The sequence below is a fragment of the Aquimarina sp. EL_43 genome (assembly GCF_943422735.1).
Taxonomy (GTDB): domain Bacteria; phylum Bacteroidota; class Bacteroidia; order Flavobacteriales; family Flavobacteriaceae; genus Aquimarina; species Aquimarina megaterium.
Genome location: NZ_CALSBR010000001.1, coordinates 2,360,974 through 2,386,788 on the forward strand (window position 1 = coordinate 2,360,974; position 25,815 = coordinate 2,386,788).

A 25,815-nucleotide genomic window follows, 5' to 3' on the forward strand; every position below is an offset into this window, starting at 1 on the left:
TATTTTTTATGAACTAGGAATCTGATTTGGTTCTAGTTCGATAATGTACGCATTACTGTCTTCATCTCTTCCGGCAAACCATGTGCTTGTAAATATTATTTTGGTAAAATCTCTGTTTACAGATCCTTTTGTTTCTGCCCAGTAATTTTTACCTGGGAATTTTGCATGATCTCCGTAAGTGTTCGAGATATTTAATATTCTTCCGTCTTGTTTTAATTCTATAGCTATGAGTTTATTTTGAGCCCATCCATTTAGTGGATTCGCACTTGAATAAGTAGATAATAGTGCCCACCCTGGTTTATTGAAAGCTTTTAAAGAGTAATGATTGGCAGCATTAATTGGTTTGTCACCACCAGAATTATATTGATACAAATGGCTAAACTCTGTTTTTTGATTAGCTTGTATGTCGTACATAAAGATTTGACCTTCATTGTCCTGGTAATCTGCAGCGATGTATACATCATGCCCATTAGGGAGAATTCCTAAATCAGAATGCTCAGAAGTTCTATGCAATTGTACATAAGAAGAAAAATCTCTTGTATATGCACGTGTTCCCACACCATTTTGTGTGCTAGAAGGAACTATATAGTCACCAGAAGGAGACATACTCACATGATCTGGTTTATCTCCATAATCTGCTTTGTCCAAGTAGCCTACAATTGCATTCTCTTGCTGATCATAAACGATTAACCCCAAAAAATGAAGATCATTACCAACTACTTTTTCTATCATCAAACCTCGATATCTTCCATCTTTAGAACTGGTTCCTTCGGCTTTTGTCCAGGCTGCTGCTGCATCGGGCCATATCTGTTTTACCGAAGTCAAACTAGTATTACCATTAATAGAAGCAACTTTTGTAAGATCTATTATTGTTTTAACTTCATCGGTTACTATATTATGTTCATAAAATTTAAGCCCAATCCCATTCAAATCTGTGTAAATAACTTTATTAGGATCTGTAAGGTGCCAGTCTATTTCACAATCTGAAGCAGGGCCTTGAAGTTTTTTATAATGACTTCCGTCTATATTGTATACATGATAAAACCCATTTTCAGCATAAATTAAAATTTTTGTGTCATCGATATTAAAAGATTGCTTTCTAGAATATTCATTAACCATAAAATTTGCCCCAGCACCATCTTGTGATGGATTGGATAATCGTCTTACCGTTGTTTTGTAGTGAGGACTTGTATATGATTCGCCAGGTAATAAAACAGTAGGGAAGTTGGGATCAGATTTTGGATCATAGAAATCATAGCCTTCGATTAGATCAAAACTAGTACTTTCTGCTTCTTTTACAGTAATATTTATTTTGGCAGTTATAGGAGTATTTATACCATCTGTAGCAGTTACATTAAGAGTTTCGACACCTACTTGATCAGATATATATTCAATACTATTTTTTTCTGATGTAAAAGTAATTTTAGAATCTGGGGTAACTGTATATGTTAGTGTGTTACCAGATGAATTTTTGATATTTCCCAGAATGATTTTTTTAGATTCATTTTGAATCGCTGTTATGTTTTGATCTTTAAGCCTGTATGAATCGGTATTTCCGTTAATAGGAGTATCATCATTTTTAGAACTACAGGATAAAAATAAAAGAGTTAATAAGGGGTATACTAATGTTTTCATAATCATGGGGATTTGTATGAGTAGACAAATTATTATTCTAGTACTGTAATCTATACCCTGTTTTCAGTGAAATTGATAAACTTCAATTTAATGTAGTTAGTGAAGTCTGAAAAATGTAAGAGGTTTAATACAAATCCATGATTTAGACCCACCTAGAAAATAACTCTTAATGCTTTGCTAAAGTTTAGTTAAGCGAGAAAAATTGCATTTTACGTTTCTATACTTAAAAGAAATCTATGGGTTAGATCTATACAATATTAGAGTGACATTATTATCACAAACATTTTTATGTCAGTTCCGAAAAATGAAACTGAGACCTATTATTATTGCAATGTGAAAATTGAATGTAGAAACCATATAAATACACAAAAACAAAACATTGAAAATGAAAAAACAATCACTTTTATTTCTATTAATGATCTTAAGTCTTACCGGTTATGCTCAAATTAAATTTGAACAAGGGTATTTTATTGATAATAATGGAACAAAAACAGAATGCCTTATAAAAAATGTAGATTGGCATGATAACCCCAGCCAGATTGAATATAAAGTAAATGAAGATGCTAAGGCTAAGATGGGCTATATAAAAAATATTAAAGAATTTGCAGTTTCTGATCTAAAATATGTAAGAGAAACTGTAAATATTGATATGTCGAGTGAGGAATTAAATCATTTAAGTGCTACTAAAAACCCTGAATTCAAAGAGGCAACTTTATTTCTGAAACATATAGTACAAGGTGAAGCGAATCTATATCAATACGAAGAAGGAAACTTAATTAGATATTTTTACCAGGTAGGTGATAAGGATATACAGCAGTTAATCTATAAAACGTATAGAGTTACGCAAGAAATAGTAAACGGAGTAGCAAAAGAAAGAACTAATAAAATTGATAAGAATAATCGATATAAACAGCAGCTTTGGACAGATGTTAAATGTGATAACATCAAGGAAAGCGATGCAGTAAAAACAAACTACAAGAAAAATAGTTTAGTAAAGTATTTTGTAAAATATAATAAATGTAAGGATCCAAGTTTTGTAAATACTCGTAAACAAGAAGATAGAGATTTGTTTAACCTTACTATTAGACCAGGGATTATTTTTTCGACTCTTTATGATTCAAAAGAAACAGGAAGTATTTCTGGTTTGGGTGATTTTGAAAGTAAAACAAATTTTAGATTTGGGATTGAAGCAGAGTTTATTTTACCTTTTAATAAAAATAAATGGGGAATATTTATAGAACCTACTTATCAATCGTATAAATCAAATCTAGAAATTGAAGAAACAACCTTTATTGGTACAAATACCAGGACTTTTACTGTAGACTATAAATCTATAGAATTACCCATAGGTTTAAGACATTATCTTTTCTTGAGTGATAAATCCAAACTATTTATTAATGCCGCATATGTAGTAGATTTTGAATTTGATTCTACATTTCAAGAAGAAATTAATGGTATTACTAAAACTAAAGATTTTAGAACAAGGACTAACGTTTTAGGGGGTATTGGGTATAAATATAATAATCGATATAGTATAGAAGCTCGTTATGGAATGGGCCGTAAATCTGGTAAAATTTTTAGTACCAGCTCATATAGTTATAGATCTTTTTCATTAGTCTTAGGGTATTCACTATTTTAAAAATACTTTTCGAAAGAAAAATATTGATAAATAAAAGAAAAACTCAGGAACATACTCCTGGGTTTTTTTGATTCTGGTAGTTGGTTGTGTTTCAGAATTTCTTAAATTTTTGATAAGAATTTTTTATGTATTTCTTCGTTCTTGTATTTAGTTGTACATTAGTCCCACACCTCAAAACCTAAAATTATGTCAGAGTTTTGGCTTTATATAAAGCTGGGTTTTGGTCACGTGCTAGATTGGCATGCTTATGACCATATTTTGTTTTTAATTGCACTAACAGTTGGGTATACTTTTGATAACTGGAAACGTATTTTATTACTGGTTACCATATTTACAGTAGGACATACATTGTCTTTGTTTTTGGCAGCATATAATGTAGTGTCAGTAAATTCGAGATTGGTAGAATTCTTGATTCCTTTAACCATTTTGATTACAGGATTGTTTAATGTATTTACTGCAAAAAATACTTCAAAAAATAGTAAAGTAGGAATCTTATACGGAGTAACTCTTTTTTTTGGATTAATTCACGGATTAGGGTTTTCTAGTTATTTTAGAGCAATTAGTAGTAATGTGAATTCTAAAATTTTACCCTTAATCGAGTTTGCATTAGGGGTCGAAGCTGCACAGATTATTATTGTTTTATTAGTTCTTATAGTTAGCTTTATATTTCAGACCTTTTTTCGATTTTCAAAACGAGATTGGATACTTGTTGTTTCTTCTATTGTAATAGGGATGGTAATCCCCATGCTTATTGCAAATAAAATTTGGTGAATAAGTAGTGATTAGGGTTGTATTTGCCACATCGTAATAATATATTCGTACTTTGATTGTTATCAATACACTAGTCATTCTATTTTATGTCAAAAAAAAAACAACTGAAGTACGATAAAGCCTATCTAAGGATTGCAAGAGAATGGGGGAAATTATCTCATTGTGAAAGAAAAAAAGTTGGTGCGGTTATTGTAAAGGATAGAATGATTATTTCAGATGGATTTAATGGAACCCCAACAGGTTTTGAGAATCCATGTGAAGACGAAGAAGGATATACAAAGTGGTATGTATTGCATGCAGAAGCAAATGCGATTTCTAAAGTAGCTTCATCTACTCAATCGTGTAGAGGAGCGACATTATATATTACATTATCACCATGTAAGGAATGTAGTAAATTGATTCACCAGGCAGGAATAAAACGCATAGTGTATCAAATTGGTTATAAAGATGACTCTGGTTTGCAGTTTCTTGCTAAAGCTGGAGTAGAAATAGAACAGATTACGGATTTAGAAGAATAATGGGATATTCAAAAAAATACTTGCCTTTGTTTTTGGGTTTGGCTGTAGGGGCCGGAGTATTTTTGGGTAGTAAACTTGATTTTAGCAACCCTTCGGCAAAGCTATTTTCTTATAACCCCAAAAAAGAAAAACTAAATAGGCTTATTGATTATATAGATTATGAATATGTAGATGAAATCAATACCGATAGTATTGTAGAAGTTACAGTAAATAGGATATTAGAAAACCTGGATCCTCATTCGATATATATCCCATCAGAAGAACTTGAAGGGATTACAGAAAATATGCAAGGAGATTTTATTGGTATAGGGGTGAGTTATTATCCTTATAGAGATACAATATCTGTGATTAATACTATAAAAGGAGGACCGAGTGAAAAATCGGGAATTAAGGCAGGAGATAGGATATTAATGGCAGATAGTGATACTTTGTATGGAGAACGCTTAATAAGAGATGGATTAGCAAATAGATTAAAAGGTGAGCTAAACAGCCAGGTGCAACTTAGAGTATATAGAAAAGGCAAAGGAATATTTGATGTAGTTGTAAAAAGAGGGCGTGTGCCTATACAAAGTGTAGATGCAGCCTATATGTTGGATGATAAAATGGGATATGTAAAAGTAAATCGTTTTGCAGAAACAACTTACAAAGAATTTAAAATAGCATTAGATGAACTAATAGACGAAGGAGCCGAAAATATGGTAATTGATCTTCGTGATAATGGAGGAGGATTTATTGCTCCGGCTCTAAAAATGGCAGACGAATTTTTGAAGGATGATGTGCTGATTATGTTTACCAAAAACAAAAAAGGAGCTATCGAAAATAACTTTGCTACCAATAAAGGAAGTTTTGAACAAGGAAAAGTTTATGTGCTAATCAATGAAAACTCTGCCTCTGCCAGTGAAATTTTTGCAGGAGCAATTCAAGATAATGATAGAGGAGCTATCGTTGGTAGACGTTCTTACGGAAAAGGTCTCGTGCAAAGAGAAATGGCATTAGGAGATGGTAGTGCAATACGATTAACAATTTCAAGATACTATACGCCTACCGGGCGGTCGATACAAAAACCATATGCCAACGGAAATAAAGAATATTTTAATGAGTATATGGAGCGATATAAAAATGGAGAATTGCAGAATGCAGATAGTATTCAGGTAGCAGATTCTTTAAAATTTAAAACTCCTGGAGGTAAAATTGTTTATGGAGGTGGAGGTATTATACCAGATATATTTGTTAGTAAAGATACAACACGTGTTGGTGAAACATTAGATTATATGTTACGTTCTGGCCGTATGGGAGGATATGTATTTGAAGAACTAGATAAAAACAGGTCGTATTATAATGATTTATCTGAAAATGAGTTTAATGAAAAAATTAATATAGAGGATACCTTTGCTGAAGATTTTTTAAAATATTCAAGGCAAAGAGGGATAGAAATTGAGTTGAAAAATTATGAAGCTCAATTAAAAAAATATTTGAAAGCGACAATGGCGCAACAATTATTTGGAACTGGGGCTTTTGAAAGGATTATAAATAAAGATGATGCAATGATTAATAAAGTATTGTCACTTTCTAAAAAAGAATAACTTATATCTAATATATATGTCAGAATTTGAAGAATATCTAGTAGCTATTGCAATATGCTCCCCGCTTTTTTTCTTTATTATAGCAGTTGCTTTTAGGTTGTTAGATAATAGTGCTTCTATTTTTTTAAAGCATGATATATTAGTTGATACCTCTTATGTTTCTGGTGATATAATAAGAGAACATATTCATAGTTCTGAAGATTTAAAACTTAAAAAATCTTTAAAGAAAGCACTGTTGTTTAGAAAACTACATAACTTTTTTATGATCCTAATGGTAATTTCAATTCCACCAGTGATTATTGCCTGCTTCTTTGTGTTTTAAATGTATTGCTATTAGAAACAAAGTTTAGTTTCCTCTTTTTTTCTTCTGAATATTTCTAGAAACCAATAAGATTGTCATTAACATAACAACACAAGCAGAAGAAAAAATACCAATAAGAGCTGTTTTACTATCACCAATCAATAAATTATCAAAATCTAGATAGGTTATATTATAAATAATTAAACCTGTAGCAATAGTAATTAATAGGTATATAAAATATTTCATTTGTTTTAAAACTAAATAGTGGTTAATAGCTCTTTAATATTTGCTGTAAATAATTTAACTGCAATAGCCAGCAAAATTACCCCAAATATTTTCCGTATCACATTAATTCCTTGCTTACCAAGTACTTTTTCTATTTTTCCAGAGGATTTTAGAACAATATATACAAAGATAATATTAATTAGTATCGCTATTATTATATTAATTGTGTGATATTCTGCTCGTAAAGATAAGATTGATGTCATAGTACCTGCTCCTGCAATAAGAGGGAAAGCAAGTGGAACTACAGCTGCGGTTTCTGGCTCATCGTCTTTATATAATTGAATACCTAATATCATTTCTATAGCTAAAAAGAAAATAATGAAAGAACCTGCAACAGCAAAAGAATTAACATCTATACCAATTAGACTCAGGATTTCTTTTCCTACAAATAAGAAAAGAATCATTAAGATTGCTGCTACAATAGAAGCCTTTTCACTTTGTACATGGCCTACTTTTTTACGAAGATCTAAAATAATAGGAATACTTCCTATGATATCTATTACGGCAAACAGAACCATACTCGCAGTCAATATTTCTTTAAGGTCAAAGTTCATAGTAAGATAGTTTCAAAAATTTGAGCAAATATAAATAGACTTTATTAAATAAAGGTATTATAAAAAGGTGAATAAATTGTAAAAAATCTCTTGTATAAGAATTATCTTAGCGCCATGTTTCAATTAGGAAAAACCATAGTTTCTGAGGATATTATTGAAAAAGACTTTGTGTGTAATCTCTCTGCATGCAAAGGAGTCTGCTGCATTGATGGTGAGGCGGGAGCACCTTTGGAGGAGTCAGAAACTCATAAGCTTAAAGAGATATACCCTATTGTTAAACCTTATTTGAGAAAAGAAGGTATTGAGGCTATCGAGCATTACGGAACCCATATTAAAACGGCTAATGGAGAATTAGAAACACCTCTAATCGATGGAGCAGATTGTGCATATGTGATTTTTGATGGAAAAGGAACAGCTATGTGCGCTATCGAAGAAGCGTATAATCAAGGAGAAGTTGATTGGAAAAAACCAGTATCTTGTCATTTATACCCGGTTAGAGTACAAGAATATACAGAGTTCTCTGCTGTAAATTATCATAAATGGGAAATTTGTGATGATGCCTGTACATTAGGTAAAGAATTTCAAGTGCCGATCTATAAATTTGTTAAAGAAGCCTTAATTAGAAAATTTGGAGAAGATTGGTATATCGAACTTGAAAACGTTGCAGAAAAATTGAGAAAATAACCCTTTCGTTATATTTTTAGATGTAAATAACACTCCTTTTTTGTTTTTTTTTTGTGTTAAAAAAAGAATTTTCAAGGTTACGGGTTTACCGTAAATTGATGTATTTTCCCTTCTTGGTTTTTCTGTTGAAAAACCTCGGCTAGCAAGTGAAAAATAAGAGATTTTTGAAGATGATGTTCACATTATCTGTATTTTTCAGAAAACACTTAATATTTTGATTAACAAAGTGTTATGTGTGTTTTTGTGAAAGATCATTTTTGCTGCAAAATCACTTCGTGTTGAAAACTTTGTTGAAAACGTTTGTTAACTTTTGGTAGAACTTTTAACCTATTTTTTGATCTTTGTAAGACCCTTAGGAAATAAGAAATTCTCAAAAAAACAGCTAAAAAAATAATGATGAGTGCCGTAGAACCAATTTTGCAAGAAAATAAAGATCGATTCGTAATTTTTCCTATTCAACACAATGATATTTGGGAGTGGTATAAGAAATCTGAAGCTAGTTTTTGGACAGCAGAAGAGATCGATTTGCATCAAGATATTACAGATTGGTCTACTAAGCTTAATGATGATGAGCGATATTTCATCAAACATATTTTAGCATTTTTTGCTGCATCTGATGGTATTGTAAATGAAAATCTTGCAGAAAATTTTATAAACGAAGTACAGTATAGTGAAGCAAAATTTTTCTACGGTTTCCAGATTATGATGGAAAATATTCATTCTGAAACCTATTCTTTACTAATTGATACTTATGTAAAGGATGAGAAAGAAAAGGATGTATTATTTAATGCACTAGAGAATTTCCCCGCAATTAGGAAAAAAGCAGACTGGGCATTACAATGGATAGAATCTGATTCTTTTGCAGAACGTTTAATTGCTTTTGCTGCAGTAGAAGGGATATTCTTTTCAGGAGCATTCTGTTCTATATTTTGGTTAAAAAAGCGTGGATTAATGCCTGGACTTACATTTTCTAATGAATTAATTTCTAGAGATGAAGGGGTACACTGTGATTTTGCAGTTCATCTTCACAATAAACATTTGATAAATAAAGTGCCAAAGGATAGAATTAGAAAAATTCTGGTAGATGCATTAGATATTGAAAGAGAGTTTATAACAGAATCTCTTCCTGTAAGTTTGATAGGTATGAACTCTAAGTTAATGACTCAATATCTAGAATTTGTTACCGATAGATTATTGGTAGAATTAGGATGTGAAAAAGAATACGAAACAGCAAATCCATTTGATTTTATGGATATGATTTCTTTACAAGGTAAAACTAATTTCTTTGAGAAAAGAGTTTCAGAATATCAAAAAGCTGGAGTGCTTAATAAAGATACCGAAGACAATAAGATAAGCTTTGATGCAGATTTTTAATCAAAAAGAATATTAAAATTTCTTAAGATTATCATTCCAACAAGAGTTGGATTCAAAGTGCTAACAATAAAGATATATTCATTCTGAGCTAGTCAAAAACATTTCTTTTGTTTAATTCAGATTAGCTCAGTTTGATAAAGCTTTATAAAAGCCACACAAAAAAAACAAAAGGGACGAAAGTCATATTATTATTTTTTATCTATAGAATTACTCTGATTTTTGGATGTAGAGATTTCTTTTTAGTATCCAATTTCAAGGAGATAAAATATAATTTTTTGACCTTCAAAGTATAAAATTAGTAACACGAATTATCATCAACTTCTTCATTAAGAAGAAAATTTAAAAACCAAAAAAAAGTATGTATGTAGTAAAAAGAGATGGGCGTAAAGAACCAATTATGTTTGACAAGATTACCGCAAGGGTAAGAAAGTTATGTTATGGACTTAATCCACTAGTTGATCCTGTAAAGGTAGCAATGAGAGTGATAGAAGGGTTGTATGATGGAGTAACAACTAGTGAGTTGGATAATTTGGCTGCAGAAATAGCAGCAACAATGACTATAACACACCCTGATTATGCGAAGCTTGCCGCTCGTATCTCTGTTTCTAATCTACATAAAAATACAAAGAAAACTTTTTCTGAAGTAGTTACAGATCTGTATGAGTATGTAAATCCAAGAACAGGAAAAAAAGCACCACTGATCGCAGATGATGTTTATGAAGTAATTGTCGCTAACAAAGAAAAGTTAGATTCTACAATTATTTATAATCGCGATTTTGGTTATGATTATTTTGGTTTTAAAACACTAGAGCGCTCTTATTTACTAAAAATTAATGGTAAAATTGCAGAGCGCCCACAGCATATGCTTATGAGAGTATCTATAGGGATCCATCTTAATGATTTGGATGCTGCGATAGAGACTTATGAGTTAATGTCTAAAAAGTATTTTACACACGCTACACCTACATTGTTTAATTCGGGTACTCCAAAACCACAGATGTCATCTTGTTTTTTGTTAACAATGAAAGATGATAGTATTGATGGGATCTATGATACATTAAAACAAACTGCTAAGATTTCACAGTCTGCTGGGGGAATAGGATTATCTATTCATAATGTGCGTGCTACAGGATCTTATATTGCAGGGACCAATGGTACTTCTAATGGTATTGTACCAATGCTTAGAGTATATAACGATACTGCTCGTTATGTTGATCAGGGAGGAGGAAAACGAAAAGGATCATTTGCAATATATGTAGAGCCCTGGCATGCTGATATCTTTGATTTTCTTGATCTTAAAAAGAATCATGGTAAAGAAGAAATGCGTGCACGAGATCTATTCTACGCTATGTGGGTGCCAGATTTGTTTATGAAACGAGTACAGGATGATGCAGAATGGACATTAATGTGCCCTAACGAATGCCCAGGTTTATTTAATATACATAGTGACGAATTTGAAAAAGAATATTTAAGGTTTGAAGCAGAAGGAAAAGGACGCAGAACAATTAAGGCACGTGAGCTTTGGGAAAAGATCTTAGAATCTCAAATTGAAACAGGTACGCCTTATATGTTGTATAAAGATGCTGCAAATCGCAAATCTAATCAACAAAATCTGGGGACCATACGATCATCTAACTTATGTACAGAGATATTAGAATATACTAGTCCGGATGAAGTAGCGGTATGTAACCTTGCATCTATCGCATTGCCAATGTTTGTGAAAAACGGACAGTTTGATCATAAAGAACTTTTTAAGATTACAAAACGGGTGACTAAGAATCTGAACAGGGTAATTGATCGTAATTATTATCCAGTAAAAGAGGCAGAAAATTCTAATATACGTCATCGCCCTATTGGTTTAGGAGTGCAAGGATTAGCAGATGCATTTATCCAATTGCGTTTACCTTTTACCAGTGATGAAGCTAAGAAGCTAAATCAGGAGATTTTTGAAACACTGTATTTTGCTGCAGTAACCGCATCGATGGAAGAAGCAAAAGCAGATGGGCCATATCAAAGTTATGAAGGTTCTCCAATATCTAAAGGTGATTTTCAATACAATTTATGGGGAATAAAAGATGAAGAATTAAGCGGCCGTTGGGACTGGGCAAAACTTCGTAAACAAGTACTTAAAAACGGAGTGCGTAACTCATTATTAGTTGCGCCAATGCCTACAGCATCTACATCTCAGATTTTAGGAAATAATGAGGCCTTCGAGCCTTATACAAGTAACATCTATACCAGACGTGTATTATCTGGAGAGTTTATTGTCGTAAATAAACACTTATTAGAAGATCTGGTAAAATTAGGATTGTGGAATGATGAACTTAAAGATGCTATCATGCGTGCAAATGGATCGGTACAGAATATAGATATCATACCACAGGATCTAAAAGAACTGTATAAAACCGTTTGGGAAATGAGTATGAAAGATATTATCGATATGTCTCGTCATAGAGGATATTTTATCGATCAGTCTCAATCATTAAACTTATTCTTAGAAGGTGCAACTATGGCTAAGTTAACTTCGATGCATTTTTATGCATGGAAGAGTGGATTGAAAACAGGGATGTATTACCTAAGAACAAAATCTGCTGTAGATGCAATTAAGTTTACACTTAAAAAAGAAACTAAAGAAGAGCCTAAACCAGAGCAAGTAGCTGTAGCTGCTGCACAAGTAATGGAAGCGCAAGCATCCAAGGTAGAACCAAAACAAGAAGCTGTTGCTCCAGAAGGAACAGCTCTTACTCCAGAAGAACTTCGTGCAATTATTGCACAATCTAAAGAAGGCGAAGGAGACGATTGTTTAATGTGTGGGTCATAGACCTAGATTTATATAGGGCAAAAGGGAAGTTTTCTTAGGATGCTTCCCTTTTTTGTATATTCGAATTTTCTTAGAAATATGATGAATTGGGAACAACTCCTGTCTTTAAAACGACAAGGAGATAGAAACAAAAGATTACGTAAAGAGCAAGACGAAACCCGATTAGGTTTTGAAGTAGATTATGATCGTATTATCTTCTCTTCGGCCTTTAGAAGTCTGCAGGATAAAACTCAGGTTATTCCGCTATCCAAAACCAGCTTTGTACATACACGATTAACCCATAGTCTCGAAGTATCTGTCGTAGGACGCTCTTTGGGTAGAGTAGTAGGTAAGAAAATCTTAGAGAAACATCCACATCTTGCTGCTGTTCATGGATACCAGTTTAATGATTTTGGAGCTATCGTTGCAGCTGCCGCATTAGCACATGATATTGGTAATCCGCCTTTTGGGCATTCTGGAGAAAAAGCTATAGGAGAATACTTCAAAACAGGAAGCGGTAACCGATATAAAGATCAACTCGCTCCTAAGCAGTATCAGGATCTGATAGATTTTGAAGGCAATGCGAATGGATTTAAAATCCTTACAGAATCTAGAGAAGGGATAGAAGGGGGGCTTAGGTTATCCTATGCAACATTAGGGGCGTTTATGAAATATCCCAAAGAATCTTTACCCAAAAAACCAACATCTCATATTGCTCATAAAAAATTTGGATACTTTCAGAACGAGACTTCTTTTTTTAAAGAGGTAGCAGAAGAAGTAGGATTGTTGCAATACCAAATTGATGATGAAGTTACTTATAGTCGTCATCCACTAACTTTTTTGGTAGAAGCAGCAGATGATATTTGTTATACGATTATCGATTTTGAAGATGGTATTAATCTGGGATTGATAGAAGAAGAATATGCTTTAGAATACTTGATTAAATTGGTGAAGGATACTATCAATACTTCAAAATATAATAAACTCACTACTACAGCAGATCGATTAAGTTATCTTAGAGCACTAGCTATTAACACTTTGATAGGGGAAGCGGCAAGTGTTTTTATCGACCATGAAGAAGCTATATTATCAGGGACTTTTGATATGGCATTAATAGACAAAAGTAAATACGAAGCTCAAATTGATGACATTATAAAAATAAGCATTGCCAAGATTTATCAAAGCCAGGAAGTAACAGAAAAGGAGATTGCAGGATATGAAATTCTTGCTACGCTTTTAGATCGTTATTGCGTAGCAACCGATAACTTTAATAAGGGAGAGAGTTCTAATTATGATAAGCTAATCTTGAGAGCCGAAGGAATGCATTTTGATTATGCAAATGCCGATCTCTATACTCGACTTATCGGGATAAGCAACTATGTGGCGAGCTTAACTGATGGTAACGCTTTACTGAAATTTCAGAAAATTAAAGGATTACAGATATAAAAACCTGTCTATTTTAAAATAGACAGGTTTTTATGGGTGTTAAAATACTACTTTTATTTCTTTCTATATTTCTCTGTTATTTCATCAAAAACTAAAGTAAGTTCATCATCTACGATGCTGAATTTTGAAATATTTGTTGTATTCATGCCATTTTCAATAAAATTAAGTGTTAATTGATTATCAGATTCTAACCAGGAACCCGAAAACTCACCATCACTTGCACAGTTACCTGATATTTCAACAAAAGTTTTTTCTGTATAGGTATTATCAGGTTTGAATTCTATTGTAGATGTTTTTTCGCAGTTATCTAGAGTATTGGGAGAGGTATTGTTATTTTCCTTTCTATAAGTAAGTTCCCAGGCACCGATTAAATTAGAAGTGTCGTCGTTTTTAGTATAAGTCCACGCCTCTTTAAATGTTTGCCCCTCTTCAGTATATTCAAATTCATATTTTAAAGTAGTTTCTGTAAGCTCTAAAATAGTATTATCAGTAGTAAGACTAATTGCATTACCTAGTTTGTCTAATGTTAATGTTAGAATATTTCCTGATAGTTTCCAGGTTCCTTTATCTAAATCGTCGGGAGTACAATTAACTCCCCCTGCAAAGCCTCCATAAGTTTGTTCTTCATAAGTGCCATCTGCTTTTATTTCTAGAGTACTTAACAGTTCACAATCATCATTTGGGATGTCAGTAATGGCTGTTACATTCCATTTACCGATAATTAGATCTTTATTTGTAGATGATTCTTCGTTTGAAGCGTCATCATCTTTAGAGCAAGAAATAAAAATTAATGTAATTAGTAAGGTGAATAAGCTTAGTTTTTTCATAGTTGTAAAAAAATGATCATTATTTATTGTTCATAGATAAGTGTCATAGTAAGAGTAATTGTTACCATGTAGATCATCATTTTTTATAAGTAAATGACTAGAGAAATGTATTGATGGTGTTAAGAATTTTTTCAGGAGAAATCCCACAAATTTCTTGTAATTCCTCAACAGTACCGTGATGAATAAATTGATCAGGAATACCTAAAGTGACAATATTGTTTTTAAAATCATTCTGATTGGCAAAATCGAGTATTGAATTTCCAAAACCACCTTTGATAACGCCATCTTCAACAGTAATAATGGTGTCATAGTTCTCTACTATTTGTTTCAGTAGATCAATATCTAAAGGTTTTATAAAACAAAAATGATAGTGGCTAATGGTTTCTTCTATAGTTTCTATGGCTTTAGTTACATTATGTGCAATAATACCTGTAGAAATTACTGCGATTTTAGAACCTGTTTTTAAGCGAGTAGCTTTACCAATTTGTAGTTTTTGCATAGGAACTTCCCAATCGAGGATATGCCCTCTGCCTCTGGGATAGCGTATCGCTATAGGATGATCTAGTCCCAAAGAAGCAGTATACAATAAATGTCGTAACTCGATTTCATTAACTGGTGCGGCGACAATCATATTGGGGACGCAAGTAAGATAAGCAATATCAAAAACTCCATGGTGTGTTGCACCATCTGCACCCACAATACCGGCCCTATCAACACAAAAAATTACAGGCAAATTTTGTAAGGCTACATCGTGTATTACCTGATCATAAGCACGCTGTAAAAAAGTAGAATAGATTGTGCAAAAAGGAATTAATCCTTGTGTTGCCATTCCGGCAGCAAGGGTAACCGCATGTTGCTCAGCGATACCCACATCAAAAGCCCGATCTGGCATTTCTTCCATCATGTATTTTAAAGAACTTCCGGTGGGCATTGCAGGTGTTATACCTATAATTTTTTTATTTTTTCTAGCTAGTTCAAGAATAGTAAACCCAAAAACATCCTGAAACTTAGGTGGTAATCCTGTATTGTCTTTTGAAATTAGATCCCCGGTTGAAGCATCAAACTTACCTGGAGCATGGTATTTTACCTGGTCTTCTTCAGCTTGTTTTAAGCCTTTTCCTTTAGTGGTAATGATATGCAAAAGCTTTGGGCCTTTTGTACTTTTTAGTTTCTCCAAAGTTTTAAGAAGCATAGGTAAATCATGTCCATCAATAGGACCAAAATAATTAAAGTTCAGTGCCTCGATAATATTATTTTTCCTGGGCCTAATTCCAATCTTGGCTTTAGTAAGGTATTCTTTCAAAGCACCTACACTAGGATCAATACCAATTGCATTATCATTAAGGATAACTAGCATGTTGGTATCGGTTACTCCGGCATGATTAAGCCCTTCAAAGGCCATTCCGCTAGCAATAGAAGCATCACCAATTACTGCGACATGTTGTTTTGTGGTATCTCCTTTTAATTTGGATGCAATTGCCATGCCTAATACAGCCGAAATAGAAGTAGAAGAATGCCCAACTCCAAAAGTATCATAATCACTCTCAGTTCGTTTGGGAAATCCGCTTATACCATCTAGTTGACGATTGGTGTGAAATATATCTTTTCTTCCGGTAAGAATTTTATGAGGATATGCCTGATGTCCCACATCCCAAACAAGGAGGTCGTTAGGGGTGTCAAATATATAATGAAGTGCAATAGTGAGCTCGATCACTCCCAAACTCGCCCCGAGATGCCCTTCTTTGGTAGCAACAATATTAATTACAAAATCCCTAAGTTCTCTAGCCAGTTTGGGTAACTGATCAGGAGATAGTTTTCTTAAGTCAGATGGATATTGGATATTAGATAGAAATGATTGTTGCATAGCACAAAAGTACTATTTTGTAATGGTTCTTTATATACTTTTTATTTCATTCAGAATACAAATATTTTTATTTAGCTTTACCTAAAATTTAATGATATATGTTAGACCCATTAGATGATTCTTACTTTATGAAGAAAGCGCTTCAGGAAGCAGAATTGGCGTATGAGAAAAATGAAGTTCCGGTAGGAGCGGTTATTGTAATTGCAGATCGAATTATAGCCAGAGCTCATAACCTTACAGAATTATTAAATGATGTTACGGCTCATGCCGAAATGCAGGCAATAACAGCAGCAGCAAATTTTTTAGGAGGCAAATATCTTAAAGAATGTACATTATATGTAACTCTAGAACCTTGCCAGATGTGTGCTGGAGCTTTATATTGGAGCCAGATTAAAAAAATAGTGTATGGTGCAGTTGATGAACGAAGGGGATGTACTGCAATGGGAACAAAGCTTCACCCAAAGACTGAAATTATAGGAGGTGTTTTAGAAGAAGAATGTCGAGAATTGATCACTCGATTTTTTATTGAAAAACGAAACCTTAACTAAATTAAATTTTTATACCAAGGATCAATTAAGAAATAAAAAAAAACACTACGATCGTAGTGCTTTTGAAACTTTCAGAATCTGCTTTCTATCCGTGAATTATACGCACATTAGCTGCAGTAGGTCCTTTTCTACCTTCTTCTTCATTATACTCTACTTTGTCACCTTCATTTAATGCTTCGCCGTCAATTCCTGAAGCATGAACAAAAATGTCTTTTCCTGTTTCGTCGTTGGTAATAAATCCGTAACCTTTTGATTCGTTAAAAAATTTTACTGTTCCTTCCATTGTAATAAGATAATAAGTATTTAAATAATAAAGGTAGTTTTAAATTTTTTATGAATTGTTATCAAAGTATGAATATTTTGAAAATTTATCGGTTGTTATTTTCTGTATTCGCCTCATAATCCCTCATTTTCTTTAGGTTTTCCTCGGTAAGCATATAGTCTTTAATTTTTTTATTTTTCCATCTGTGATAGATAAAAAGAGGCATTAAAATGAAAGAAGAAGCTAATATGCCAATCCCAACTAATTTATCACCGGTATTATGATCTCCCGAATTTTTGAAGTAATATCCAACACATATCAGGATGATAATTGCTATAAAAAGTATTCTAATAATATATTTCATAGGTATAAATGTTTTTTATGGTATTGCAAAAATAAAATCATTAAAAATTAAGACTCTCTTGCAATAGCAATGTTAGTTTTTAATTGTATTATGATGTATTATAGACAATAGATTGAGGGTTTATCGTGTAAAATTAATTAACTTTCTACGATATGCAGTAAGAAGTTTTGATTTTGAAATAAAGCCAAAATACTTACCATTTTTAATCACAGGTAAATTCCAGGCTCCGGTATCTTGAAATTTTTTCATTACTGTTTTTGCATTGTCATGCTCGTAAATTATTGCTACCGAGGTTTGAGCCATTAAGGTGTTAACTGTTATTTTGTGATATAAGGTAATATCAAACATGATATCTCTAATATCATCTAACGAAACCATTCCTATAAGATGATCAGATTCGTTAGTAACAGGAAATAGGTTTCTGTTTGATTTTGCTACAGCTTCGCTTAGAAGCTGTTTTAGGGTGTAATTTGGTTTTACGGGGATAAAATTAGTTTCTATACAGTCTTCGAGATTCATTAGAGTCAAAACTGTTTGATCTTTATCATGAGTCAATAAATGCCCTTGTTTTGCGAGTTCTCGGGTATAAATATTATGTTCTATTTTATTTTTTGAGATTATAAATGATATTGCAGTGGTAATCATTAAAGGAACAAATAACTCATAGCTAGAGGTGATTTCTGCAATAAGAAATATAGAGGTAAGAGGAGCATGTAACACTCCGGCAATAAGCCCAGCCATTCCTAGTAGTGTAAAATTAGCTTCAGAAACATGAAAACCCATTCCCAGATTATTAATTACTTTAGACACTACATTACCCAATGCACTGCCCATAACCATTGTTGGGATGAATATTCCTCCAGAACCTCCTGCCGCAAAAGTTGCTGTCATGGCAACCGCCTTAAAGATGGTAATACCCGTTAGTAATGCAATGATAACCCATATGTTACTGGTTATAGTATCAAATGGAGTTTTGCCGATAGCAGTTAGATGATCACCATGTAATAAACCATTTATAAAGCCAAGACCTTCACCATAGAGTGGAGGGATAAAATATAACATGATTCCGATAGCAAGTCCGCCAATTAATAACCTATGAATTTTTTTAGAAAAACGATCAAAAAAATGTAATATTCCAAAATACATCTTAGTAAAGTATATAGAAGCAAATGCGGTTCCGATTCCTAAAATGATGTAAAAAGGAGTGTCGTAGATATCAAATTTTTCTAAAACATTAAATCTAAATAAAACTTCGTCGCCTAAAAAAAAATAGGATGTAATTATTGATGATACCGAAGCAAAAAGTAATGGTAGTAGAGACGTTAATGTGAGATCTAAACTAAATACTTCTACTGCAAAAACCAACCCTGCCAAAGGAGATTTAAATACGGCAGAAATAGCACCAGCAGATGCACAACCGATAAGTAATACTCTGGTTTTTCGATTTACATGAAATAAAGTACTAAAACTAGAACTTAATGCTGATCCAGAACTAATTGCCGGGCCCAAAAGTCCGACCGAACCACCAAAACCTACTGTGATTGGTGCTAAAATGAGAGGTAAATACCCATGAATAGGTCGTATAACTCCATTTTTTTTGGAAAGCGAATGTAAAATAAGTGGGATAGCAGATTTTACGTCTCTTTTAAATATATATTTTGTGAATATATAAACAATTAGTAGGCCTATTATAGGGATAATAAAATAAAAAGAAGCTTGCCACGAAATGATATCACTTTCTAAAACGACCTGAATTAAATGGGTGATATTTTTTAGTAATAAAGAAACAAGACCTGCTGTAAACCCAACGAGAATGCTTAGAATAAGAATAAAGGTCTTATCAGAAATATGGCGATATCTCCATTTAAGTACTTTATAAAGTAGTGTCTTTTTCTTTTGGGGAGACATATGTACTTGACTTAACTAGTTTAAAGGTAATAAAAATCCCGCCATAAGCGGGATTTTTATTATAAATCAAGTTTTATATTTAATTCTTTAAGCTGTTCACTATCAATATTAGATGGTGCATCAATCATAATATCTCGCCCACTATTATTTTTCGGAAAAGCAATAAAATCTCGAATTGTTTCCTGGCCACCAAGAATAGCGACTAATCTATCAAATCCAAAAGCAATACCACCATGAGGAGGTGCTCCATATTGGAAAGCATCCATTAAAAATCCGAACTGAGCCTTTGCTTCTTCTGGAGTGAATCCTAAATGATCAAACATTAATGCTTGTGTTTCTTTATCATGAATACGGATAGAACCACCTCCAATTTCATTTCCATTTAAAACAAGGTCATATGCATTAGCACGAACATCTCCTGGTTTAGTATCCAATAAAGCAATATCTTCAGGTTTTGGAGAAGTAAAAGGATGATGCATAGCATGATAACGTTCTGTTTCCTCGTCCCATTCTAATAATGGAAAATCGACTACCCATAAAGGAGCAAATTCTTCAGGATTTCTTAATCCTAGTCGTTCGGCAAGTTCCATTCTAAGAGCGCTTAGCTGTGCTCTTACTTTGTTTGTAGGACCAGAAAGTACACAGATTAAATCTCCTGCTTTAGCTCCGGTTGCCTCTGCCCATTTAGCCAAATCGTCTTGATCGTAAAATTTATCTACAGAGGATTTATATGTTCCGTCTTCATTGCATTTTACATATACCATTCCTAGCGCACCAACTTGAGGGCGTTTTACCCAGTCTATAAGCTTATCAATCTCTTTTCTGGTATATGAAGCTCCGCCAGGAACGGCAATACCAACAACCAATTCTGCGGTATTAAATACATTAAACTCTTTGTGTTGAGCAATATCATTAAGCTCACCAAACTTCATCCCAAACCTTATATCTGGTTTGTCATTACCATAAGTTCGCATGGCATCTTCATAGGTCATCCTCGGGAAATCACCAATCTTTACTCCTTTTATTTCCGATAGTAAATATCGGGTAAGTCCTTCGAATATGTTTAAAATATCTTCTTGCTCAACAAATGCCATTTCACAATCTATTTGTGTGAATTCGGGTTGCCTGTCGGCTCTTAAGTCTTCATCTCTAAAACATTTTACAATCTGAAAATATTTATCCATTCCGCCAACCATAAGGAGTTGCTTAAATGTTTGTGGCGATTGTGGTAATGCATAGAATTGACCTTCATTCATTCTAGATGGAACAATAAAATCACGAGCTCCTTCGGGAGTAGATTTAATTAAATACGGAGTTTCAACTTCGATAAATCCCTCATTAGAAAGATAATTTCTTACTTGCATTCCTACTTGATGACGAAATATCAAACTGTTTTTTACCGGGTTACGACGAATATCGAGGTAACGATACTTCATACGTATATCTTCTCCATCATCTGTTTGATCTTCGATAATAATAGGAGGAACGATTGATTCATTAAGAACAGTTAATTCATTTACCAGGATTTCAATTTCTCCTGTAGGGATATTTTGATTTTTTGATTCACGTTCAATTACTGTTCCTTTTACTTGGATAACAAACTCTCGTCCTAAAGTTTTAGCTTTTTTGACCACTAGTGCTGGAGTACGTTCTTCATCAAATATTAATTGAGTGATGCCGTAACGATCTCTAAGATCGACCCATATCATAAATCCTTTATCACGAGTCTTTTGCACCCATCCAGATAAGGTGACTTCTTTTTTGATATCTGAGGCGCGTAGTTCACCACACGAATGACTTCTATACATATGTTATATATTAAGGCTGCAAAAATAAGAAGTTTAACTGTGAACAGGTAATAGATTTTGATTGTTTTGAGAATCTTTAGGTATATTATGAAAATTGTTAATTATAAAACAATTTTGTTAAGAATTTGAAATATTTAAAATTGTCATGTATTTATAATATTTTAATGCAGTATAGATAGTGTTTTGACTGTTTTTATGCGAACAATTGTTAGTTTTAACATTGTTTTATCAATATCTTTTAATAGATTTAACCAAACATTTAAACAGATCATTATGAAAAAACACAATCATTTTTGCAAAATGAAGATTTTGCTATTACTAATTTTTGTTCCGACTTTGTTGTTGGCTCAGGAGACCATTACGGGAAAAGTGGTCGTTGAGGGCACTGGCCAAGGAGCTCCTTTTATGAATATTATTGAAGAAGGAACGAATAATGGTACCTCTAGTGATATTGATGGTAACTTTAGTATTACCGTAAGCAGTTTGCCAGTAAACTTAAAAGTATTTGCATTAGGATTTGCAGAAAAAACGGTACCTGTAGCAACTGCAGGAAATATTACAATTCAAGTAGCCGAGTCTACAGAATCATTAGAAGAAGTGGTAGTAACAGGACTAGGTTCATCTATAAAAAGAGCGAATTTAGCTAATGCCGTTTCAACGGTTTCTTCAGAAGAATTAGTTGGAAATACAGGGCAAACTACTGTAGATGGAGCTTTATATGGTAAAGTTACAGGTGTAAATATTACTTCGTCTTCAGGTGCACCTGGAGGAGGATTCGCATTGAGATTAAGAGGGGTTTCTTCTATAAACGGTAACAATCAGCCTTTAGTTATTGTAGATGGAGTATATATTAATAATGTAGAAATTCCATCTGGATTACGATTTGCCTCAGGAGGAAATAGAGGGAATGAAGAAAATTCGGGAAATAGACTAGCGGATTTGGATCCTAATGATATTGAAAACATTGAGGTTTTAAAAGGATCTTCCGCAGCTGCTATCTATGGACAACGTGGTAATGCCGGTGTTGTTATTATTACTACCAAAAGAGGAAAAGGTGGTAAAACAAAAATAAGCTTTAGCCAGGATACAGGAATTAATGTTATTCAAAATAAATTGGGACTAAGACCTTGGACTGCAGCATCTGTAGAATCTACTTTTAATACAGCAGAAAGAGATAAATATAATGCTACTATAGCTTCTAATGGAGGTCTTTATGATTATGAAGATGAAATTTATGGTAATACAGGTTTTATAACCGATACCAGAATAAATGCTACAGGAGGTAATGAGAAGACCAAGTTTTATGTAGGAGGATCCTATAGAGATGAAGAAGGGATTATCAAAAATACAGGATTTGATAGATTATCCTTAAGAACTAATATAGATCATCGTATTTCTGATGTATTTGATTTTACTTCTACTACAAACTATGTAAGAAGTAATTCTAGCAGAAGTTTTACAGGAAATGAAAACGAAGGAGGATTAAGTTATGGATACACATTAGCATTTACTCGTCCATGGAATAATTTATATCCTGACGCTGATGGTAACTATCCAAATAACCCTAATTATCCTGGGAATCCAATTTTTGTAAGAGACCAGGCAAAAAATGAAGATTCAAATAACAGAATTATACAAGGATTCAAGTTGAATACTAAATTGTTTACTAGAGAGAATAATAGAGTTAGACTTATTCTTAATGGAGGGGTTGATTACTTAGCAAATGAAACCTATGTATATGTGCCAGAAACACATCAAGCTCAAGTTGGAAATCAAGAAGGGTTTGTTGCACAAGGAAAAAATAATTTTACGCAGTTCAATGCTCAGGCAATAGCAGTTTGGAATAATACATCACTTAATGGTGATTTGGATTTGACTACACAATTTGGTATTACTTATTTAAATCAGAAATCTAATTTGGTAAATAGTCGGGGTTCTGATTTAACAGGAGGACAAACCAATGTAGATCAATCGGTAAACCAGGTAATAGACCAATTCTTCTCAAGGGAAAAAGATTTTGGATATTTTGCTCAGGTAGAAGGAAATTATAAAGATCAGTTTATAGCGACTTTAGGATATAGATTAGATAAATCTTCAAGAAATGGAGATCCTAATAAGTTATATGGATTTCCAAAAGCTTCTTTGGCAGTAAATATCGCAAATTTAGATTTTTGGACTTTAGAAGCGATTAATCAATTTAAAGTTAGAGCTGCGTATGGAGAAACTGGAAACCCAGCTGCTTTTGGAGCTACATTTACTAGTTTAGGATCTTCAAATACTGGAGGTAATGGAGGAACATCTGTCGCTGGTTTAAAAGGGGATCCAGATGTAGAGCCAGAAACAGCTTCAGAATTTGAGGTTGGTTTTGATCTTGGATTGCTGAATAGCAGAGTTTCTTTAGAGGCAACATATTATCATAAAAACGTGAAAGATCTTATTCTTTCTAGATCACTACCTGCTTCCTCTGGTTTTACTACAGAAACTACAAATTTGGCAGATCTTAAAAATGAAGGTGTAGAATTAGCTGTGAGAGGAGATGTATTTGATGGAGATAATTTCCGTTGGAATACAGGAGTGCAATTTTATCTAAACAGATCAGAGATTACCCGATTAGATGTTCCTGCATTTGCGCAACCCGGAGCTGGTTTTGGTACAGGTTTAGGTACTTTTTATATTGAAGAAGGAAAACCAGTAACACAGTTAGTAGGAAATATTAATGGGACACTAACTCAAGTAGGAAACGTAGAGCCTGATTTTCAGATGGCATTTAATAATCAATTAACGATACTTAAGCAATGGGATGTCTCATTTCTATTACAATGGAAAAAAGGAGGTGATAACTTAAACTTATCAAGATTTTTAACAGATTTAGGAGGAACGTCTCCAGATTTAGAAACTGCAGAAGGACAGGCACGTTTGGCTTCAACTGCTGATGCTTTACGATTTGTTGAGCCAGCTGGTTATCTAAGATTAAGAGAAGCTGCAATATACTATAGACTTCCTTCAAAAACAGTTACTAATTGGTTAGGAGAATCTGTTGAAGGTATAAAATTAGGAGTATCTGCTAGAAATCTGTTTACCATTACAGATTATAGTAGTTATGATCCAGAAGTTTCAGTAAATGGAGGAGCAGGATTATCAAGTGGAATTGAGGTAACTCCATTCCCTAGTTCACAGCAATTTTACTTTCATTTAAATGTTAATTTTTAATACAAGCACATAATGAAAAATATATTTAAAATTAAGATGAAGTATACTATTACCGGAGCACTTTTTGCTTTACTAATAACTTCATGTACTATAGACGAAGTTGTAGACCCAAATGGCCCAAGTGTTGTAGGAGTTCTTAATGGTGCATCAAAAAAACAATTAAATGAACTTGCAACAGGAGTAGAATCTACTTCAAGAAATGGATTAGGTGTAGAAGTTACAGCAAGTGGAACCATGGCACGCGAACTTTATTTATTTGATGCTGACCCTAGAAATACGGGAAATTTATTAGGAAAAGATGGAGTATCCTTGGATAATAATTCATTTTATAGTACCGCACAATGGAATGGAAGCTACAGATGTGTGAAAAATGCTAGTCTTTTGATAGAGGCTGTAGCCAATACGAATGTAGTTTCAGAAGAAGAAAAGTCTGGATATTTGGGATATGCAAAAACAATGAAGGCCTATGAATTAATTCAGATCTTAAAATCTTATGGAACCGCTAGAGTAGATATTTCTGATCCTGATAATTTAGGTCCGGTTTTAGGATTTGATGCAACATTAGCTGCTGTGAGAAGCTTATTAGATGAAGCGAATACAGATTTAAGTAATGCAGGAAGCACTTTTGCATTTACTTTAAGTGATGGATTTACTGACTTTGATACACCAAGTACATTTGCTTTATTTAATAGAGCAGTAGCTGCAGTAGCAGCTGTTTATGCCGGAGATGGAAGCAGTTCTTTAACATCATTATCGAGTTCATTTTTTAGTCTTACTGCTGGTTTGACTACTGGACCAAAGTATGTCTTTGGTTTAGGAGGAGGAAATGACCGAGCTAATCCAGTATTTAGAGTAGCGTCGGTATCTGCAACAGAACCAAACAATGGAGATCAAATTATAGTGCATGATAGCTGGATTAATGACGCAGAAGCAGGAGACACAAGAGTTACTACAAAAACTGCTGTTAGACCTGATCCTAGTATTCAAGATGGCCTTACAGGGACTCATGAGACTAGATTATATGCTACTAATGTTACTCCAATAGATATTATTAGAAATGAAGAGTTAATCTTAGTATATGCAGAAGCAAGCATATTGGCTAATAATCTTACAGATGCGGTAACTGCATTAGATGTTATTAGGAATGCTGCAGGTTTACCAAATTACTCGGGAGCAGTAACTGCAGATGCTTTAACTACTGAGATGCTGAATCAGAGAAGATATTCTTTATGGGCAGAAAACCATAGAATGTTTGATTTAAGAAGATATAGTTTATCTAATACATTACCTATTGATAGGGCTGGAGATCAGGTATTTAATATACTTCCTATTCCATTATCAGAAAATGAATAACTAATCTTTTAAGATAGTAAACGCCGCAATTTTTTGCGGCGTTTTTTTTATGAGTTATTTTACTTAGAACAGCTATTGTAT

General features: G+C 33.2%; 21 protein-coding genes. 12 read left to right on the plus strand and 9 right to left on the minus strand.

All coding sequences use genetic code 11. From position 1 onward, the window contains the following. Positions 1–6 precede the first annotated feature (6 nt). Positions 7–1,635, minus strand: a complete 1,629-nt coding sequence (locus NNL09_RS10255) for a hypothetical protein (protein WP_196911725.1) — start codon at positions 1,633–1,635, stop codon at positions 7–9. A 385-nt stretch (positions 1,636–2,020) separates the two neighbouring features. On the opposite strand from NNL09_RS10255, the gene NNL09_RS10260 reads away from it, so the two are divergent. The 5 genes from NNL09_RS10260 (at position 2,021) to NNL09_RS10280 (ending at position 6,468) form a co-directional block, all read left to right on the plus strand. Then, a complete protein-coding gene (locus NNL09_RS10260; protein WP_196911726.1) occupies positions 2,021–3,274 on the plus strand; it encodes an outer membrane beta-barrel protein in 1,254 nt (417 codons plus the stop codon). Between the two features lie 186 nt (positions 3,275–3,460). Beyond that, the gene (locus NNL09_RS10265; protein ID WP_025666816.1) at positions 3,461–4,045 is read left to right on the plus strand and encodes a HupE/UreJ family protein; all 585 of its coding nucleotides are present in this window, start codon (positions 3,461–3,463) and stop codon (positions 4,043–4,045) included. Between the two features lie 86 nt (positions 4,046–4,131). Next, on the plus strand, positions 4,132–4,563 hold the full coding sequence (locus tag NNL09_RS10270; RefSeq protein WP_025666817.1) for a dCMP deaminase family protein: 432 nt from the start codon (positions 4,132–4,134) through the stop codon (positions 4,561–4,563). Beyond that, positions 4,563–6,146: a S41 family peptidase gene (locus NNL09_RS10275; RefSeq protein ID WP_025666818.1), complete on the plus strand. Its 1,584-nt coding sequence runs from the start codon at positions 4,563–4,565 to the stop codon at positions 6,144–6,146. The genes NNL09_RS10270 and NNL09_RS10275 overlap by 1 nt, the downstream gene beginning before the upstream one ends. Positions 6,147–6,162: 16 nt before the next feature. Then, positions 6,163–6,468, plus strand: coding sequence for a hypothetical protein (locus NNL09_RS10280; RefSeq protein ID WP_025666819.1), 306 nt, complete (start codon positions 6,163–6,165; stop codon positions 6,466–6,468). Between the two features lie 24 nt (positions 6,469–6,492). Here NNL09_RS10280 and NNL09_RS10285 read toward each other — a convergent pair whose 3' ends face one another. Then, positions 6,493–6,693, minus strand: a complete 201-nt coding sequence (locus NNL09_RS10285; protein ID WP_025666820.1) for a hypothetical protein — start codon at positions 6,691–6,693, stop codon at positions 6,493–6,495. 11 nt (positions 6,694–6,704) lie between these two features. Next, positions 6,705–7,286, minus strand: a complete 582-nt coding sequence (locus tag NNL09_RS10290; RefSeq protein ID WP_025666821.1) for a MarC family protein — start codon at positions 7,284–7,286, stop codon at positions 6,705–6,707. A 114-nt stretch (positions 7,287–7,400) separates the two neighbouring features. On the opposite strand from NNL09_RS10290, the gene NNL09_RS10295 reads away from it, so the two are divergent. The 4 genes from NNL09_RS10295 to dgt all read left to right on the plus strand — a co-directional run bounded on the left by NNL09_RS10295 (position 7,401) and on the right by dgt (position 13,590). Further along, a complete protein-coding gene (locus tag NNL09_RS10295) occupies positions 7,401–7,970 on the plus strand; it encodes a DUF3109 family protein (RefSeq protein ID WP_196911743.1) in 570 nt (189 codons plus the stop codon). A 396-nt stretch (positions 7,971–8,366) separates the two neighbouring features. After that, a complete protein-coding gene (locus tag NNL09_RS10300) occupies positions 8,367–9,344 on the plus strand; it encodes a ribonucleotide-diphosphate reductase subunit beta (protein WP_025666823.1) in 978 nt (325 codons plus the stop codon). Positions 9,345–9,702: 358 nt separating this feature from the next. Then, positions 9,703–12,165, plus strand: a complete 2,463-nt coding sequence (locus NNL09_RS10305; RefSeq protein WP_025666824.1) for a ribonucleoside-diphosphate reductase subunit alpha — start codon at positions 9,703–9,705, stop codon at positions 12,163–12,165. Positions 12,166–12,246: 81 nt separating this feature from the next. Beyond that, positions 12,247–13,590, plus strand: coding sequence for a dGTP triphosphohydrolase (gene dgt / locus NNL09_RS10310; RefSeq protein ID WP_196911744.1), 1,344 nt, complete (start codon positions 12,247–12,249; stop codon positions 13,588–13,590). A 53-nt stretch (positions 13,591–13,643) separates the two neighbouring features. On the opposite strand, the gene NNL09_RS10315 is transcribed toward dgt, so the two are convergent. Further along, the gene (locus tag NNL09_RS10315; protein ID WP_196911727.1) at positions 13,644–14,417 is read right to left on the minus strand and encodes a lipocalin family protein; all 774 of its coding nucleotides are present in this window, start codon (positions 14,415–14,417) and stop codon (positions 13,644–13,646) included. Positions 14,418–14,514: 97 nt separating this feature from the next. After that, complete coding sequence (locus NNL09_RS10320; protein ID WP_196911728.1) at positions 14,515–16,281, minus strand: 1-deoxy-D-xylulose-5-phosphate synthase; 1,767 nt, start codon at positions 16,279–16,281, stop codon at positions 14,515–14,517. Positions 16,282–16,379: 98 nt separating this feature from the next. On the opposite strand from NNL09_RS10320, the gene NNL09_RS10325 reads away from it, so the two are divergent. Beyond that, complete coding sequence (locus tag NNL09_RS10325) at positions 16,380–16,829, plus strand: nucleoside deaminase (protein WP_025666828.1); 450 nt, start codon at positions 16,380–16,382, stop codon at positions 16,827–16,829. An 85-nt stretch (positions 16,830–16,914) separates the two neighbouring features. Here NNL09_RS10325 and NNL09_RS10330 read toward each other — a convergent pair whose 3' ends face one another. The 4 genes from NNL09_RS10330 to aspS all read right to left on the minus strand — a co-directional run bounded on the left by NNL09_RS10330 (position 16,915) and on the right by aspS (position 21,171). Continuing rightward, entirely contained in the window at positions 16,915–17,112 is a 198-nt protein-coding gene (locus NNL09_RS10330; RefSeq protein ID WP_025666829.1) for a cold-shock protein, read from the minus strand. A gap of 85 nt (positions 17,113–17,197) precedes the next feature. Next, entirely contained in the window at positions 17,198–17,455 is a 258-nt protein-coding gene (locus tag NNL09_RS10335) for a hypothetical protein (RefSeq protein WP_025666830.1), read from the minus strand. Between the two features lie 120 nt (positions 17,456–17,575). After that, positions 17,576–19,363: a chloride channel protein gene (locus NNL09_RS10340; RefSeq protein ID WP_196911729.1), complete on the minus strand. Its 1,788-nt coding sequence runs from the start codon at positions 19,361–19,363 to the stop codon at positions 17,576–17,578. 59 nt (positions 19,364–19,422) lie between these two features. Beyond that, the gene (gene aspS, locus NNL09_RS10345) at positions 19,423–21,171 is read right to left on the minus strand and encodes an aspartate--tRNA ligase (RefSeq protein ID WP_025666832.1); all 1,749 of its coding nucleotides are present in this window, start codon (positions 21,169–21,171) and stop codon (positions 19,423–19,425) included. A gap of 273 nt (positions 21,172–21,444) precedes the next feature. Here aspS and NNL09_RS10350 point away from each other — a divergent pair, with 273 nt between their 5' ends. Beyond that, positions 21,445–24,381, plus strand: coding sequence for a SusC/RagA family TonB-linked outer membrane protein (locus NNL09_RS10350; RefSeq protein ID WP_196911730.1), 2,937 nt, complete (start codon positions 21,445–21,447; stop codon positions 24,379–24,381). A 12-nt stretch (positions 24,382–24,393) separates the two neighbouring features. Further along, on the plus strand, positions 24,394–25,734 hold the full coding sequence (locus NNL09_RS10355) for a RagB/SusD family nutrient uptake outer membrane protein (protein WP_025666834.1): 1,341 nt from the start codon (positions 24,394–24,396) through the stop codon (positions 25,732–25,734). The last annotated feature ends 81 nt before the right edge of the window (positions 25,735–25,815 follow it).